This window comes from Paraburkholderia sp. A1RI_3L (genome assembly GCF_048957895.1).
Classification (GTDB): Bacteria; Pseudomonadota; Gammaproteobacteria; order Burkholderiales; family Burkholderiaceae; genus Paraburkholderia; species Paraburkholderia kururiensis.
This window is the reverse complement of record NZ_JARCHA010000006.1, coordinates 312526-329980: the sequence shown is the minus strand read 5'-3', so window position 1 is coordinate 329980 and position 17455 is coordinate 312526. Positions and strand designations below refer to the sequence as shown.

Here is a 17455-nt window from a genome sequence, read left to right as displayed (position 1 = left end):
CCATGAAGACCTTCTTGCTGACCTGCGTCGTGCTGGCGGCCGCGAGCCTTGCCGGATGTGCGGGCGTGCGAACCGAAGTGCAGGCCACCGGTATGCATGAGGCGCCGCAGGGCGACCTGCGCTATCGGTTCATGCGCACGCCGGCGCAGCAAGCCGATGTCGGTCAATCGACGTGGGAAAGCCAGTTGCGCGACGCACTCGCGCAGCACGGTTTCAGCGATGCGAACGAAGCAAACGAAGCAAATGATGCAAATGATGCAAATGAAGCAAATGAAGCAAATGAAGCAAACGATGCAAACGAAGCAAATGAGACAAGCGGCGCGGCCGACGCAACGCGAGGGTCGCGTTACCTGATCTCCGTGGCGTATGAAACGCGGCCGGTGGGCATCGCGGTGCGCGGGCCCGAGTGCGTGGGCAACGCCGACAACTGCGGCGCAAATGACGCGCCCCGGGAAGCTTCGCCGTTTGCTGGACGCTACCTGCATCGTCTGACGCTGCGCTTCATCGACGCGCGTTCCGGCGAGGAAATCTACAAGGTGACGGGTACGCGCCGCGACCGTGATGCGCATGCGTCGCCGGCGTTCGGGTATCTCGTGAAAAGCGCGCTCGCCCGGTTCCCGTTCGACGGCGGCCGCTGGCAGATCGAGCTGCGCGAAGCGGACGACGGCAGGCTGGCCGACGTCGTCTCCGTGAAGCCGCTCTCGCCTTGATGCGGCGACGCGCGTACCACTGCAGCCGCTTCAGTCGCTTTACATCTCGCTCCCCTCAAGCTTCAGACATCGCAGGTCATGACCGTACCCGACACTCCGTTTTCCCGCATCGCGCAGCGTCTTGAGCAGGGCGAATTGATCGAGGCCTCCTACGAAATCGACGCGTGGCTGGCCAATGCGCCCGACGATCCGTACGCGCTTACCGCACGCGCCTGGCTGCTCCGCCTGCTCGGTCGACATGGCGAAGCCGTACCGCTCGTCGAACGCGCGCATGTGCAAGCGCCGGACTTCGCGCCGACGCTGCTGGAGCGGGCCCGTCTCGCGCGGCTGAGCGGCGACTCGCAGCAGGCTCATGCCTCGTATGAGGCCTGGTATAAGGCTTGGCACGAGGCCTGGTGCGAGGCCCGGCATCAGGCCCGGCATGAGGACGCGGCACATCGCACGGCAGAGGACGCCTCCGCAGCGTTCGACGAATGGGTCGCGCTGTTGCACGCCACGGGCCAATACGGTCTCGCTGCCCAGGTTGCCGCGCGATGGTGCGACGCGTGCCCGGAACTCGCGCGGCCCTGGTTCCAGCAAGGGTTCTCGCATCAGATGAACAACGCGCTCCAGCCCGCGCTCGCGGCCTATCAGCGGGCGCAGGCGCTGGACTCCGACTACCCGACGCTGCTCAACAACATCGGCGCACTTCATGAATCGCTCGGCGAACACGATGTGGCGCTCAGATTCTGCAACGAAGCGATTCGCGTGGATGCCGCCGATTTCCGTGCCTGGACCAACGCATCGAACGCGTGGCTCGCGCTGCGGGAGCCGTATCGAGCATCGATTGCGGCTGCACGCGCCCGCACGCTCGCGCCCGACTATGCACCCGCGCTGCTCGCGCACAGCAACGCGCTGAAGGAGTTTCAGCAATGGGACGCGGCGCTGGAGCCGCTCGTCCATCTTGCGAAAATCGGCGTGGCGGACGCGAAGATCCAGTGGTCCATCGCCATGCTGCAACTGCTGCGCGGCGACTACGAGAACGGTCTCATCAATCACGAGGCGAGATGGCGAGGTTCGAGCGAAATGCAGGCGCTGCAGCCGCTTCCGCTTGAACAGCACTGGAATGGCGAGGACCTTGCGGGCAAGACACTGCTGGTGTGGGGCGAGCAGGGTTTCGGCGACGTGTTTCAGTTCGTGCGCTTCGTGCCGCTCATTGCTGAACGCGTGCGCGCAGCGGGCGGCACGCTCATCTACTGCTGCGTGGCCCAACTTCTGCCGCTGCTGTCGCGCAGTCTCGCGCACCTGGGTTTGCAGATCGTGCCGCACGATGCCCCGCAACTTCCGTATTTCGATCGGCACCTGCCGCTCGCAAGCGCGCCGCTCGTGCTCGGCATCACGCTGGACAATCTGCCCGCGCCGCGTGCGTATCTGCAAGCCGATGCGGCTGGCGTTGCACGTTGGCGTGAGCGGCTGGCGCGCACCGGCGGCCTGAAGGTGGGGCTCGTGTGGAGCGGCAGCCGCGGGCACAAGCGCAATCCGTTGCGCGCCGTGCCGCCCGCCGACTATGCCCACGCCTTCCGGGGGCTGTCGGGCGTCGAATTCGTGAGTCTCCAGGTGGACGGCCGGGACGAGCTGGCCACGATGGCCGCCGAAGGCCTGCCCGTGACGGACTACACCGCCGACCTGCGCTCGTTCGACGACACGGCCGCGCTCATCTCGAGCCTCGATCTCGTCATTACCGTCTGCACGTCCGTGGCGCACCTCTCGGGCGCCCTCGGTGCGCCTACGTGGCTGCTGCTGGACGTGTGCCCGCATTGGGTCTGGATGCTGGAGCGCAGCGACAGCCTGTGGTATCCGTCTGTCACGATTTACCGGCAGCAGACGTATCGGGCGTGGGGACCGGTGGTGGAGCGCGTTGCGGCGGATCTGCGAAGGCGGATCGAGGGGTGAGCCGCCGCCTCTTTGCGGCGGCAAGCGTTTGAATGCACGTGTTTGAATGCACATGTTTGAATGCCCTACGCGCGCAGATCGCCGCGACGCTTTTCAGTTGTCCGGCGTACCGGATTTTCGATGCGTCCCTCAATCGCCATACGGGTAGAGCAGACGAATTGGCGTTTTCGGAAATCCGTAATTCTGTTGCAAAAAAATATCGGTGGAAGCCAGTCCGTTTCATACATCGAATTGGCGTGACGAGCGGCTTCATCGTGCCGGAAAATCAGTCAAGAAATTCCAATAGCTGAACGGACTCTCGCGATAGCGAGGCGCACGGCCCCGCCGGTGCCAAGCGATGAACCCTTCCTCGCAACCCCCGTCACGCGGTCATTTCCCTGTCATCTGGCCATCGCTGCCTGTTTCGCTCAGGCCGCAATCCCCGCCCTAATTGTTAAATAAGCAATACGCTTTCTTATTCTGGGGATTTGTGTGGACAAATAAATTCCCTTATGCGAAAGTTCGCCCGAGCACTTGACTTACTAACTGTTACAGCTCGAGCGACGCACATCGCCGCATTGGACAAAGCGTGGTGCTCGTGAAGTTTCCAAAAGAGAAACCGGTGATTGCCGCGGCGAGGGTTCTGCCGCGCGGACGCACCGATAGCGCAATCGACATCAGCGTGGTGAGGCACAGCAATCATGAGCGCCATGAGCGGAAGGGGCCGGCAAAGCGGCCCGAAAGAAGTAAAACGAGCACTTCAATCGCCGGTTTTACGCGCTCAATGCGTGGACGCCGCGCGACAAGACTGCGCCGGGCACCCGGGCCCAGGTCGCAAAGGCCCGCCGTAAGCGGCATCTGAGCGCAACACGTGCTGGCTGGGCCATCCGCTTCCAGCCGGCACGTTCCGATTCCTGCCCTTGAAACTTCCTCGCGTGCGAGGACGGGACTTCCTGCGCCTGCGATTTCCCCGCAGGTGCCGCGTCCCTCCTTGTGTTGTATTGGGCCTCGCCGCCCCGTGCTGATGAACGGATGACAGTCTATGCGTGTGCTGATAGTCGAAGATGATCCCGTGCATGCCAAGGCTGCAGCTCGGGTGGTGGCGCCTCTGGGGCACGAGATCGTCGAGGCGGGCGATGGCGAGGAAGCCGTTCGCCTGCTGAGATCGGCGCCCTTCGACCTCGTGATTCTGGATTGGCTGATGCCCAGAATGAGCGGTTTCGAGCTGCTTTACTGGATTCGTCGCACGCTCGGCGCATCGCCCGCGGTGCTCTTTCTGACGAGCAAGGTGCTCGACGACGACGTGGTGTTCGCCATGGAAGCCGGCGCCGACGACTATCTCGTGAAGCCGTTTCGCGTGGCCGAGCTGGCCTCGCGCGTGAACGCGCTTCTCAGACGCACGAGGCGCGACAGCGACCCCGGCGGCCTTGTTTGCGCGGGCGACTACACGCTCAATCCACTCGAGCGCACCGTTTCGCTGCGCGGCGAGCGCATCGAGCTGACACCCAAGGAGTTCGACCTCACGGCGCTCTTCTTCAACAACCTCGGCAAGCTGCTGTCGCGCAAGGTGGTCAGCATCAGCACCTGGGGGCGCGAACTCGATCCCGCTTCGCGCACGTTGGACACGCACATCTACCGCGTGCGGCAGAAGCTCGCGCTCGCACCCGGGAATGGCCTGCGGCTGAGTTCGGTGTACACGCACGGCTATCGTCTCGACGTGGTGCCGTCAGGCCGGAGTCACGCGGCGCCCGGCTCGCATCGTCCGGTTGCGCAGCCGGTGTCGCCGGCTCCGCTCGTGCCTGCCGGATTCGCGTATGAGTGAAAGTGAAGGCGCGGCGCCTGGCGCGCCGCGCAGCGGCCAGCCGGCCCACCGTTTCGCGAGCGCACGCTGATGTACGCCGATGACGCTCCCCTGCCGGCCGGCATGGCGCGCGAATGGCTGGCGCTCGTCGTCTTCCTCGTGCTGCTCTCGTTGACGTTGACTGCCTCGGGCGTATTGCGCCGCGCCGATCTGCTGTTCTTCGACTTCGCGCAACCGCTGCTCCAGGAGCCGTCGCCCACCCGAATCGTGCTTGCGGCCATCGACGACGCGAGCGTGAAAGCGTTAGGCGGATGGCCGGTGAAACGCAAGGACTACGCAGCGCTCATCGACCGTCTGACGGCGGCGGGCGTTGCCGCCGTGGGACTCGACGTGGCGATGCCGAATCGCGGCAGGCTCCAGCCGTCCGGCGACGAACCGCTCGCGCAAGCCATGACGCGCAATGGCCGCGTGGTGTTGCCTCTGGTGGTTGCCGACGGGAGCGACGCCGCCGGGTTCGGCGGGTCCACTGCCGCGTCCGTTGCAACGCCTGTCGCCACGCCCGCCATCAGGCCCGTGATCAAACCCGCTGCGCCCATGGCCGGCGCGGCGTTCGCCATCGCACAAGCCAACGCCGCGCCGGACGCCGACGGCGTGGCCCGCAGCTTCTATCTGCAGGAGGGCGCGCCGCCCGAGGTGTACGAGCACATGAGCGTGTCGCTGCTGCGCGCGAGCGGCGTGCCGCTCACGCCATGCGGCAAGCGGCTGGGCCGCGAGGCGCAACGCTGGTCGGGCGCCTGCCGTCGCTACGTTCCGCTCGGGCCGGAGCCTTCTTACGCATCGTTTTCCTTCGTCGATCTGCTGGCTGGCCGCGTTGCGCCTGCTGTGCTGAAGGGCGCGGTTGTGCTCATCGGCCCCACCACGAGTACCGCCGATACCCATCTCGTCACGCCGGGCCGCACGCGGCGTCCGCTCTCGGGCGTCGAATTTCTCGCGGAGGCGACGCACGCGCTCGCGAGCGGCTCGCTCGTGCGCGATGCGCCCTGGGCCGGCCAGCTCCTTTTCAGTCTGTGCGTGTTGCCGTTGCTGTGCGCCGCGCAGTTCGCGCTGGGGCCGCGCGCCGGTCTGCTCGCGGCGTTAGCGCTCGCGCTTGCCGCCTGTCTCGCATCGCTCGTGCTGCTCAAGACCACGCACGTGTTCTTTTTCTCCAGCGCAGCGGTGGCCGCGTGTCTGGTCGCCTGGCCAGCCAGCGCATGGCGCCGCCAGGAGGCGTTGTTGCGCTATCTGGGCGAGGCCGCTGCGAGTGCGATGGCCGAGCCTGGCCTGCCTGGCGAGCCCATCACCCGCACGCGCGCAATCGACCCGCTGCATCGGCGCGTACTCGCGATGAGCGCCGTGATCGCGCGGCTGCGGCGCTCCGCGCGCTTCATCTCGGAGTGGATGAACAGCCTGCCCGAGGCGACGCTGGTGGTGGCGTCTTCGGGCGTGGTCATGCTCGCGAATCGCAAGGCCCTGGGGCTGTACTCGTCCGATGCCGATCTGGCCCATTCGCCGCCACGTCCCGCGGGCCGCCTGGCTACCGACGTACTGCGCGACATGACGGCGTCCGAGCACGCGGTGGAGTACGTCCGCGAGGCGCTGCGGCGGCTGGCCGAGAGCGGCGGCGTGGGCGTAGCGGGGGAAGGGCAGGCAAAAGCGGACGCAAAAACGAACGCAAGAACGAACGCAAAAGCGGACGCAAAAACGCAGAACGCCCCACCCGCACCGATGAACAGCGTGGAGATCGTCGACGGAAAACGGCGGTCGCTGCTCATCAAGTGCGCCGTCGTGCCCGCGCCGCACGCGAGCAACGCGGCGCTGATCTTCCACGTCGCCGACGTCACGTCCATGCGCACTGCCGAGCGCCAGCGCGATTCGGCCCTGCGCTTCCTCTCGCACGACATCCGTTCGCCGCAGACAGCGGTGCTCGCGTTGATCGAGCACCGCCGCCGCGCGCCGGCCGATCTGCCCGAGGCGCGGTTCATGGAGCTCGTGGCGCACTATGCGCAGTCGGCGCTGACGCTCGCCGACCAGTTCCTCTTTCTCGCCCGCGCCGAAGGCCGGCCGCCGGCGGCGAGCACCGTCGATCTGGCCTTGCTGCTGGGCGACGCCGTGGACGACCTCTGGCCTCAGGCGAGCGCGAAACACACGGCCGTGCGCCTCACCGCCGAGCCCGGCATGCTGGTAGTGGCCGATGCGCCGCTGCTGCGCCGCGCGTTCGCCAACCTGATCGACAACGCCATCAAATTCGGCCCGCCGGGCGCGACAGTCAGGGTGGCGGCCGGCGAGCGCGAAGGGCGCTGGGTCGTGACCATCGCGGACACCGGCCGAGGCATTCCCGCCGACCAGATACCGAACCTCTTCACGGAATTCTTCCGGCTTCCTTCCGATCACCCCGCGCCTGGACACGGGCTCGGGCTCGCCTTCGTCAAGCACGTCATCGACACGCTGGGCGGGCAGATTCACGTCGAGAGCGACGTGGGGCACGGCTCCGTGTTCACGCTTCTGCTGCCCAAAAAATCCGGCTTGCCTGAATAAAAGGCATCCGTCCGCAGCGGCAAATGCCCGCGCCGATATTTCCTGAAGAATCCCGAGTGGATTAAAGAAGCTTTGCGACAGGGCGGGATCGTGTCGCGATACAACTATTCGGCCGTGCATTTAACGAAATTTGTATTTCTAGTTGGCAAACGAATTGCTGAAAAAGCAATCGGGCGGCATTAATTCCGTCGCGCAAAACTATGCCAAATGCGTCATTGGCAAGTCTGCTCAATGTCCGGAATAAACCGGCCAGAAGCACCTGTGGTCGTGCTAGTTCAACTTCGTCACATTCTGGTGACAATTGTTCAACATTGTCCGCTCTCTTTTCCGTCGGCCTATCCCTTACTCTATGTTTCACCGGGTTCTTGCCTGATTCCGGCAATCCAATTTCCACAAGGCGTGCTTAAACAAACGGCAATTCATTTGATTGCCGGTAATTCCGTTCGTCCCTGCCTGGCGTTATTGGTTGGCTGGAAATTATTCGAAGCAAGGCCTCGTTCATCGATAAAGAAAGTTATTCATTCGGCTCGACAGACGTTCATCGCACATACGCATTTTCCGGCTGGCCCGCTCGTGCCGATCGGTACCGACCGGTGCCGATCGTGCCGGCGAGAAACTCGCTCGCATTCAGCCCGGCGTGATGCGTGTGTGAACGGAACATGAAGGGAACGCGCCGCTTACAGGCAGAAAATCTATGAATCGAACTTACCGCACTGTGTGGAACGCGGCGCTCGGCGCCTTCGTAGCCGCGTCCGAACTCGATCGAGCCCATGGCAAGGGCAAGTCGGGCGGCGCCGTGAATGTCTGCAACGAAAGCGCAAGCGGCAGCGCCGACGCGGCGCGTCACCACGGGCGAGTCGTGCCGCCGTTTGCCGCCGCGGCATTGGTGCTGCTGGGCAGCGGGCTCACTGCGCAGAGTGCGCACGCGCAATTCGCGCTCGACGGCGGCACCGCGAGCGGGTCCACCAGTGCCATCGCTATCGGTGTGGGGTCTTCGGCCACGCAGCAGAACGCCACGGCGTTGGGCAATCTGGCAGTGGCGACCGGCATTTCGGGCAGCGCGCTGGGACCTGGCGCGACGGCGTCCGGAAACAATTCGACGGCCGTCGGCATCAACTCCACGGCAAGCTCTACTGGGACCGTTGCGATAGGTTTGAGCGCCGTTTCGTCGCAGGCCAGCGCCGTGGCGATCGGCAGCAACAGTGTTGCCGGCGGACTGAACAGTACCGCAGTAGGCTACCTGTCCAACGCGGCGGCTCAAGGTTCCGCGGCTTACGGTACGTCCGCTTCCGCTACGGGCGTTAGCTCCGCGGCGCTGGGGCCCGGCGCCAAGGCGTCGAATACCAGCAGCGCTGCGCTAGGCTCGTTCGCCAACGCTTCCGGCGCGGGCGCAGTCGCGGCCGGCGCGGCCGTCGCTTCCGGCGGCTCAACCTTTGCGGGCGGCGCCGGGGCAACAGCGTCGGGCGATCACGCCGCGGCCCTCGGCCCGTTAGCCACCGCGGCCGGCGGCACGTCGGTCGCCATCGGCAACCAGTCCATTACGACCGCAGCCGGTGCGGCCGGCGTGGCCGTAGGTTCGGGCACGATGGTGAGCGGCGCGTCGGGCGTCGCGGTCGGCGTGAACAGCGGCGCGTCGGGCACGGGGGCCATTGCCATCGGCGTGGGCGGTACGGCAGGCGTACCCGGCTCCGGCACGCAGGCCACCGGCAACTTCGCGATCTCGATGGGCCACAACACGATTGCGGGCGGCGCTTCCGCGCAGGCCTACGGCGACGGCGCGACGGCAAGCGGCGACAGTTCCGTGGCCGTGGGCGTCGGCGCGGTGACGTCCGGACTCTCGAGCAGCGCCTTCGGCAATCTCGCCAAGGCGACCGGCACGTCCGCCGTCGCGCTGGGCGCGGGCGCCAATGCGACGGTGGACAACACCTCGGCGCTCGGCCTCAACGCCAGCGCCACGGCAACGTCGGCGACGGCGCTGGGCGCAGGCGCGCATGCCACGGCATTGAACGCAACGGGCCTCGGCATCAACGCGCTCGCCACGGCCACGCAGGCCACGGCGCTGGGCGGCTCCACCACGGCCAGCGCCAACAATGCCACCGCCGTGGGCTATACCGCGGTGGCTTCCGCGGCGGGCGCCACGGCCATGGGCATCGGCTCCCAGGCGCTCGCCACGATGACGGTCGCGTTCGGCGCCAACAACACGGTAGCCGCGGCGGCCGGCACCGGCGCGATTGCGGGCGGCCACAGCTCGCAGGTGACGAGCGGCACGGGCGCCGTCGCACTCGGCGAAGGGCAGACGGCGAGCGGCAACGGCGCGGTCGCCATCGGCGATCCGAATTCGGCCATTGGCAACGGCGCCATCGCGATGGGCGCGAACAACACGGCCAACGGCCAGGGCGCCATTGCGCTCGGCAACAGCAACGTGGCGACGGGGCAAGGTTCGGTCGCGCTCGGCAACGCATCGCAGGCCAACACGGCCGGTTCGGTCGCATTGGGCGATACAGCCGTGGTGCAGGCCGCTGCAACGCGCGGACTCGCGCTCGGTTCGGGCGCCACGACGAGCGTGGCCAACAGCGTCGCGCTGGGCGCCAGTTCCTCCACCACTACGGCCACGCCTACCTCGGGCGCGACCATCGGCGGCGTGAGCTACACGTTCGCCGGTGCATCGCCCGCGGGCGTGGTGAGCGTGGGTTCCCTGGGCGCCGAGCGGCAGATCCAGAACGTGGCCGCAGGCCAGTTGAGTCAGTCCAGCACAGACGCCGTGAACGGCTCGCAGCTCTACGCGACAAACCAGCAGGTCACGGCCAACACCACCGCCATCGACAACATCAACAACGGCGGCGGCATCAAGTACTTCCACGCCAATTCGACGCTGGCCGATTCCTCCGCCACGGGCACAGATGCGATTGCCGTGGGCGGCAACACGCAATCCACAGCGGCCAACGCCGTGGCCGTCGGCTCGAACGCCATTGCCAGCGTGGCGAACAGCGTGGCGCTGGGGGCGGGCTCCACCACCACGGCGGCTACGCCCACGCCCAACACGACCATCGGCGGCGTGAGCTATTCGTTCGCCGGCGGTGCGCCCGCGGGCGTGGTGAGCGTGGGCACGGCAGGCTCCACGCGGCAGATCCAGAACGTGTCGGCCGGCCAGTTGAGTCAAACCAGCACAGACGCCGTGAACGGCTCGCAGCTCTACGCCACGAACCAGCAGGTCACGGCCAACACCACCGCCATCGACAACATCAACAACGGCGCGGGCATCAAGTACTTCCACGCGACCTCGACGCTCGCGGACAGCCAGGCCACCGGCACCGACAGTGTCGCCATCGGCCCGGCCGCGGTCTCGGCCGGCACGTCGAGCCTCGCCGCGGGCAACGGGGCGTCGGCGCAGGGCGCGAACTCGCTCGCGCTCGGCACGCAGTCGAGCGTCACGATCGGCGACGGCGTGGCGATCGGTTCGGGCTCCGTATCGGATCGCGCGGTGGTCTCGGGCATCGGCTCCATTGCCAACGGCACGCATTCCATTCCCTACAACACCTCGGACCGCACGCTGCTCGGCGCCGTGTCGTTCGGCAATGCGTCGACGAACACGTACCGGCAGCTCACCAACGTCGCGGACGGCACGCAGTCGCAGGACGCCGTCACGGTGCGCCAGCTCGCGGGCGCGCTCTCGTCGTTTGCCGTGACGGGGCAGATGTACTTCCACGCGAACTCGACAGCCGCGGACTCGCTCGCCGTGGGCGCGGAATCCATCGCCGTAGGCCCGACCACCGTGGTGAACGGCGACAACGGCGTGGGCATGGGCAACGGCGCCATCGTGGATGCGACGGCGCCTGGCGGCGTGGCGATCGGCCAGGCGTCGAGCGCGGCGCAGGCCGATGCCATCGCGCTCGGCAGCGGCAGCCTCGCGGGTGGCGCGCAGTCCATCGCGCAGGGCGCCAATGCGAGTGCGGCGAATGTGGGCAGCATCGCGATCGGCTCGGGTGCGCGCAGCAGCGCCGTGGACGCCATCGCGTTCGGCTCCGGCGCGAGCGCCACCATGGCGAGCAGCATCGCGCTGGGTGCCGGTTCGCTCACCACGGTCGGCGCGCTCAGCAACTACGTGGCGTATGGCTTGAGCAGCCCGCAGTCGTCGGCGGGTGAAATCAACGTGGGCAACCGGCAGATCACAGGTCTGGCGCCTGGGCGTCTGGGCACCGACGCCGTCAACGTCTCGCAACTCGATGCCGTGGCCTCGCAACTCACGACGCTCATCAACCAGAGCACCTCGAACAGCGGCGGCAGCTACACGTCCACGCCGGGCACCGGCAACACCACGGGGCCTGCGTCGACGGGCTCGAACTCGTCCGCGGGCGGCTCCGGCGCGGTGGCGTCGGGCTCGAACAGCACCGCGGTGGGCAACGGGTCGCAGGCCACGGGCAACGGTTCGACGGTGGTGGGCACGGGCGCGACTTCGTCGGGCAGCGGGTCGGCGGCTATCGGTGCGGGCAGCGACGACGGCGGCCGCTCGAACGTGGTGGCCGTCGGCTCGACGAACTCGACGCGCCAGGTCATCAACGTCGCCGCGGGCACGGCCTCGACGGACGCCGTGAACGTCGGCCAGTTGAACGCGAGCGTGAGCAACGCGCTCTCGCAGGCGAACAGCTACACGGACAGCCAGGTGGCCGGTCTGCGCAACAGCCTCGACTCGTATCGCCGCGACGCCGACGGCGGCACGGCGACCGCGATGGCCGTGGCGGGCCTGCCGCAGCCGTCCGGCCCCGGCAAGAGCATGGTCTCGATTGCGGGCAGCGTGTACCGCGGCCAGTCGGGCCAGGCGCTTGGCGTCTCGACCATCTCGGAGAACAACCACTGGATCTACAAGGCGGCCGTCTCCACCAATACGCGCGGCACCTATGGCGCCGTAGTGGGCGCGGGCTACCAGTGGTAGGCGGGGAGGCGAGCCGATGCGAAACCTGGAACGGAATGACAGACGAACCAACAAGCGGACCAACAAGCGAACCATGAAATCTCAACAGGCTGTGCTGCTTTCGGTGTGCCTTTCGGCCGCCGTCGCCATAGAGGGCTGCGCGGTGCCTCACACGCCGCCGCAGTTTCCGGATGCCGCGTCCGCGTCGCCTGCGGGCGGCACGTTCGTGAACGTGGCGAACCTGCGCAACGTGAGTACGGGGCTCAACAAGGACCAGCTCTACGAACTGATCGGGCCGCCGCAGTTTCACGAGTGGTTCGTGGGCAACCACGTGTGGAACTACCTGTTCGACTTTCGGCGCGGCGATCAGGTGGTGTCCTGCCAGTACCAGGTGCAATTCGACAAGAACATGCGCGTGAGCGGCACGTACTGGCGCGACCCGCAGTGCGCCGACTTCGTGCGCGAGGCGGCGGCGCCGACCCCGCCCGCGGCCGACGCAACGAAGCCCGCACCGCTCGATCAGTTCACGATCCAGGGCGAGGCGCTGTTTCCGTTCGGCAAGTCGAGTCTCGATTCGATGCTGCCGGGCGGGCGCGCCGAACTGGACGCGGCGCTGGCGAAGATCCACGCCGAGGACGGCGTGACGCACATCGACGTGGTGGGTCACACCGACCGCATCGGTTCCGAGGAGAGCAACCGTGCGCTCTCGCAGGCGAGAGCCGAAACCGTGAAGCGCTATTTCGTGGCGCACGGGCTCGATGCGCAACGCGTTCGGGCGGAGGGCGTCGGCTCGTCGCAGCCGGTTTCGCATTGCCCGCCTGGAGCGTCGCCTGCCGTGATTGCCTGCCTGCAGGCGGACCGGCGCGTGACGATTTCGGTGTACGGCCAGCGCTAGGCGGCGTTTGCACCGCGTTGCACCGCGGTACCCGGCCCGGGGTTGCTCGCGTGATTGCGCGCGTGATTGTGTGACCCCGGGCCATTTGTCGTCTGCCATCTGCCATCGCACGGCATGCCTTGGCTTCATCACCGCACACTGAGCCCGGACGAAGCGAGCGCACGGGCGGCTCTCGTGCGCTGCGCCAGCGGCTCGCATGCGCGCTCTGGGCGGAGCGCACGAATTCGAACGTCCGTGACTCATGGCAGGAACGAGCACTGCTGAAAAAAACGCATGCGGCGAGGGCGCTGTGCGGGCACGAGGAGCCGGAAGAATTTCCCGCTTCGGCGCCGGGTTGGGTGGCGTGCCCGCACGCGGCACGCCGCTTGCGTCGCTTCCCTTCATGTATCCGCCGATCGATCCATGAAGGAGGGACGAGGCCCATGACAGCACGCTCACCCGCAGACGAAGCCGACCCGGCCCGCCGTTCCCCCCGCGAAGGCGACGACGTATCCGTGCACCGCGACGGCCAGGTGAAAGAGAAACCCCACGGCAACATGGACGAAACCATGATTCCGCAGAAGCCCGAGCCCGGCAAAGGTCCCTACGCGCCGGCACGCGGACACCTCGACGATCCGAAGGCCGTCGAGCCGCCCGGCAAGGGCGACCTGTCGGCATGAGTCACGTCTGCACGTTTCAACGCACGGAGCACAGCGCATGAGTGAGCAGAAAAAGCCGCCCGTGAAGGCACGCCGACGCCTGGGCGGCTGGCTGCCTTCGAGCGAAGACGCCGCGAAGGCGTTCAGGCTGGACCTTGGCAGGAAGGCACAGCAGCGCGCGAGTCGCCTGCAAGGCATGCCGCGCGCGAGCGTGGTGAAAGACCTCTCGGAGCTCGTCTCCGGCGACGCCGTGCTGCGCATGAACCTCACGCGCGCCATCGGCGAGGAGCGCGAGGCGGGTTACGAACTCGGCTATACGTCCATCGAGGAACTCATGAGCATCGTCGATTTCCTCATGACGTACGCGCCGCCGTTCGACCCCTCGCTGCCGGTGGCCACGCCACTGAACGCGGTGCTCGAATGGCCGATGTGCATGCCCTCGGGCTACGCGGTGTTTCGCGACCCCGCATTCAACGAGCAGATGCGCCGGGTGCTCGACTACTGGTGCGGTTTCCTGAGCGGCCCGCATTCGCGCGCGCACCTGAACACGCATGCGCCGCACGGATGGTTCTGCGAAGCGGCGCGGCGCAAGATCGGCATGGACCAGTTCCTCTGCGACCCGGCGCGTCCGTATTGGGGCTTTGCCTCGTGGAACGCGTTCTTCACGCGCGAGTTTCGCGAGGGCGTGCGTCCCGTGGCGGGACACGGCGACCATCGGATCATCGTGAGCGCCTGCGAGGCATCGCCCTTCGACGTGCGCGAAAACGTGCAACTGCACGATTGCTTCTGGCTCAAGAACCAACCGTATTCGCTGCGCGAAATTCTGACGGAAAGCCAGCAGGATCTCGCGCACCGGTTCGTGGGCGGTGCGGTGTATCAGGGCTATCTCAGTGCGTTCAACTATCACCGCTGGCACGCGCCGGTGGCGGGGCGCATCGTGGCCGCGTACAACGTGGACGGCACCTACTACTCGAACCTGGAAGCCGAAGGCGTGGACCCGGGCGGACTCAACCACTCGCAGGGCTACACCACGGCGGTAGCGGCGCGCGCGGTGATCGTGATCGACTGCGACGAGCCGGCCATTGGCGAAGTGGCGTGCGTGTTCGTGGGGATGGCCGAAGTATCGTCGTGCCGGATCGTCGCGCTGCCGGGCCAGCATGTGGAGAAGGGCGAACAGATCGGCTACTTCCAGTACGGCGGCAGCACGTACTGCCTGATCTTCCGGCCCGGCGTGATCGAGCGCTTCGAACCGAAGCCGCCGTATCACGACGACGTGCCACCCATCAAGGTCAACGCGCATCTGGCTACGGCACGGCGGTGAGCAAGGCCAGCGAGATCCCGGCCGGGTGCTTCGGCACCGCGTTCGCAGCGGGCGTCGTTTCGCGTGTTTCAGCGTTCTCCGGTTTCGTTTTGCCGCAGTGATCGCTCCGATGACCACTACGGCGCGAGCGGGCAAGCGGGCGGAGAGGGCGGATAGGGCGGATAGGGCGGAGAAGGACGCGCGCAGCGTTTGCGTCGTTATCGTTCAGGACGCGTAGAGTTCGCGGGCTGCCCGGCTTGAACGATTCGAGCCGGCCGCGTTGCCAGGCCGGCTTGCATCATCCGGGCTGCTGCTGAGCCTTGAACCGCCCGACCTCGGCGTACGCTTGCGCGCCGTCGAGCGCGTGGCTTCTCTCGCGGCCGCGCGCATCGCGCGGGCATGACGCCGCAGCAATTGAGCGAACAGTGCCTCGTCGGCCTTGAGGCCGCGCCGCGTGCGAACCGCGGCGAGTCTATGAAGCTCGCCTTGCTCGAAGGCGTCCACCACGGCCGGGTGGATGTAGCAGCGCCGGCACACGGCAGGCGTGTTGCGCAGCGTGTGCGCGACGTCCTTGATGGTCTGCACGAGATGCCGGTGCATGGCGCCTTTGCGCTGCCTGCTGCCGCTGTGTGCCGAATGTTCCGCAGTGCTTTTTGTCCTGCTTTTTGCCCTGCTGTTTGCCGCATTTTTCGCGGCTTTTTTCGGCGCGACCTGTTTCAGCGTAACGTCTTCCGCCTCTCGCTCGAGTTGTGCCTCGATGCGACGCAACGCGCCGAGCGCGAGCACGCTGCCGGCCCAGGTGCGGTAGTCCTTGGCCGTGAAATCGGCGCCGCTTGCCTCCCGCAGGTAGGTATTGATATCGGTGGAACTTACGGGCCGCAGCGTGCCGTTTTCATCGACGAACTGGAACAGCTCGTGGCCCGGCAGTCCGAGGCATCGGCGCACGACGCTCGCCACGCGCGGGTCGTCCACCTCGACGTCGTGTGCGACGCCGCTCTTGCCGCGAAAGCGAAAACGCAGCTTGCCCGCCGCGACGGCCGCGTGCTTCTTGCGCAGCGTGGTGAGGCCGTAGGAGCGGTTCTCCTTCGCGTATTCGGGGTTGCCCACGCGCACGAGCGTGATGTCGAGCAGCCGCACGACCGTGGCCACTACCTTGTCCCATGGCATGCCGCGCAGCCTCAGGTCGCGTGCCACACGACGGCGCACGCGCGGCAACGCCTCGCCGAACGCGGCCATGCGCTCGTACTTCGTGGCGTCGCGCACTTCGCGCCAGGCGGGGTGATAGCGGTATTGCTTGCGCCCGCGCGCGTCGCGGCCCGTGGCCTGCAGATAGCCGCGCGGGTCGGCGCAGATCCAGACGTCGGTGTAGGCCGGTGGAATGGCGAGTGCGTCGATGCGCGCGATCTCGCTTGCATCGCGGATGCGGCTGCCGGCGGCGTCGAAGTACGCGAAGCGCTCGCCCACGCGCTTGCGCGTGACGCCGGGGCAGCGGTCGCTCACGTATTGCAGGTCGTGTGCATCGTGGTTGGACGCGACGGCGGCCATGTCTCTCGCCACGCCGTTGCCGCGTTCGATGGCGCCGCCGGCGCGTTTGCGCAGCGCACGTGTGTTCCCAGCGTCTCGTTGTGAGGGTGATGGCATGTTGCCGTCCGCCTGTCGTTTTCACCTGCCGTGTCCACATCGTGCGGACTGTAGCCATCACAGCAACGGACATGCCAGTGGGTTGCTGGGGGGCTTCGGGGTTGCTCCGGGTTGCTCGTGATTGGCTTCGGGTTCGCCTGGTGTGCTCGCGCCGTGCGTTCAGGAGTCCGTTGCGGCGCATTCGCAGCAAGGGGTGTGGCTCTGCGCGTCGCGCGCTGCATCGACGCCATGGGTCTCGGCACAGGTAAGCGTTACAACGCAGTCATGCCGCGCGGTCTGCCTCGCGCATGCCGACCTCTCGCCTTGCCCGCACACCCTTCGACACGCTGCGTGGCACACCCGTTGCGGAGCGTCGCAGGCAGGGGACGCGTGTGCAGGTGCAGTCCGTCGGCCCTGCGCGCGCCGTCCACGTCGCAAACGAAGTCGCGATCGAAGTTGCAATCGAAGTGCAGTCGAAGTTGAAATCGACCATTCACTCACAGGAGCTACAGATGACCCGCAAGACACTTCAGGATCTTTTCGTCCATTCGCTTTCCGACATCTACAGCGCGGAGAAACAGCTCACGCGCGCGCTCGGCAAGCTATCGCGGACCGCGAGCAACGAGGAACTCTCGAAGGCGTTTCAGACCCATCTGGAAGAAACGCAAGGGCAGATCGAGCGCATCGACAAGGTAGTGGAGTCGTGCGGCATTCGTCTCAAGCGCATCAAGTGCGTGGCGATGGAAGGGCTCGTGGAAGAAGGCGAGGAACTGATCGATGAAATCGGGAAGGGACCGGTGCTGGATGCGGGCCTCGTGGGCGCCGCGCAGAAAGTGGAGCACTACGAGATTGCGGCCTACGGCACGCTGTGCGCGCTTGGCAAGCAGCTTGGCTTCAACGACGCTGTGAAGCTGCTCCAGGAAACGCTGGAAGAAGAAAAGGCTACCGACCTCAAGCTCACGAAGTTCGCGGAAAAGGCCGGCAACGTGCAGGCGAAGGCAGCGTGACGGCTTGTGCGAGGTAGCGGGGCGCGGCGGGGGCGTGGGCGATAAGCGTCTGCAGCGTATGCGTGGCGCGCTTGCCGGTCATGCGCGCCA

General features: G+C 66.7%; 10 protein-coding genes. 9 read left to right on the top strand and 1 reads right to left on the bottom strand.

All coding sequences use genetic code 11. From position 1 onward, the window contains the following. The first annotated feature begins 2 nt into the window (after positions 1 to 2). The 8 genes from PXJ20_RS18825 to PXJ20_RS18790 all read left to right on the top strand — a co-directional run bounded on the left by PXJ20_RS18825 (position 3) and on the right by PXJ20_RS18790 (position 14759). Positions 3 to 710, top strand: coding sequence for a DUF4136 domain-containing protein (locus PXJ20_RS18825; protein WP_421030470.1), 708 nt, complete (start codon positions 3 to 5; stop codon positions 708 to 710). 78 nt (positions 711 to 788) lie between these two features. Further along, positions 789 to 2642: a hypothetical protein gene (locus tag PXJ20_RS18820; RefSeq protein WP_421030471.1), complete on the top strand. Its 1854-nt coding sequence runs from the start codon at positions 789 to 791 to the stop codon at positions 2640 to 2642. Between the two features lie 1021 nt (positions 2643 to 3663). Beyond that, on the top strand, positions 3664 to 4443 hold the full coding sequence (locus PXJ20_RS18815) for a response regulator transcription factor (RefSeq protein ID WP_421030472.1): 780 nt from the start codon (positions 3664 to 3666) through the stop codon (positions 4441 to 4443). 69 nt (positions 4444 to 4512) lie between these two features. Beyond that, the gene (locus PXJ20_RS18810) at positions 4513 to 6996 is read left to right on the top strand and encodes a CHASE2 domain-containing protein (protein ID WP_421030473.1); all 2484 of its coding nucleotides are present in this window, start codon (positions 4513 to 4515) and stop codon (positions 6994 to 6996) included. A gap of 694 nt (positions 6997 to 7690) precedes the next feature. Beyond that, positions 7691 to 11926: a YadA-like family protein gene (locus PXJ20_RS18805; protein WP_421030474.1), complete on the top strand. Its 4236-nt coding sequence runs from the start codon at positions 7691 to 7693 to the stop codon at positions 11924 to 11926. A 73-nt stretch (positions 11927 to 11999) separates the two neighbouring features. Further along, a complete protein-coding gene (locus PXJ20_RS18800) occupies positions 12000 to 12800 on the top strand; it encodes an OmpA family protein (protein WP_421030475.1) in 801 nt (266 codons plus the stop codon). Between the two features lie 422 nt (positions 12801 to 13222). Next, entirely contained in the window at positions 13223 to 13459 is a 237-nt protein-coding gene (locus PXJ20_RS18795) for a hypothetical protein (protein ID WP_017773087.1), read from the top strand. A 37-nt stretch (positions 13460 to 13496) separates the two neighbouring features. After that, entirely contained in the window at positions 13497 to 14759 is a 1263-nt protein-coding gene (locus PXJ20_RS18790; protein WP_421030476.1) for a phosphatidylserine decarboxylase family protein, read from the top strand. Positions 14760 to 14963: 204 nt separating this feature from the next. Here the strand turns inward: PXJ20_RS18790 and PXJ20_RS18785 are convergent, their stop codons facing one another. Continuing rightward, entirely contained in the window at positions 14964 to 16283 is a 1320-nt protein-coding gene (locus PXJ20_RS18785) for a DNA topoisomerase IB (protein ID WP_421030990.1), read from the bottom strand. Between the two features lie 587 nt (positions 16284 to 16870). On the opposite strand from PXJ20_RS18785, the gene PXJ20_RS18780 reads away from it, so the two are divergent. Beyond that, positions 16871 to 17365: a ferritin-like domain-containing protein gene (locus PXJ20_RS18780; RefSeq protein WP_421030477.1), complete on the top strand. Its 495-nt coding sequence runs from the start codon at positions 16871 to 16873 to the stop codon at positions 17363 to 17365. Positions 17366 to 17455 lie beyond the last annotated feature (90 nt).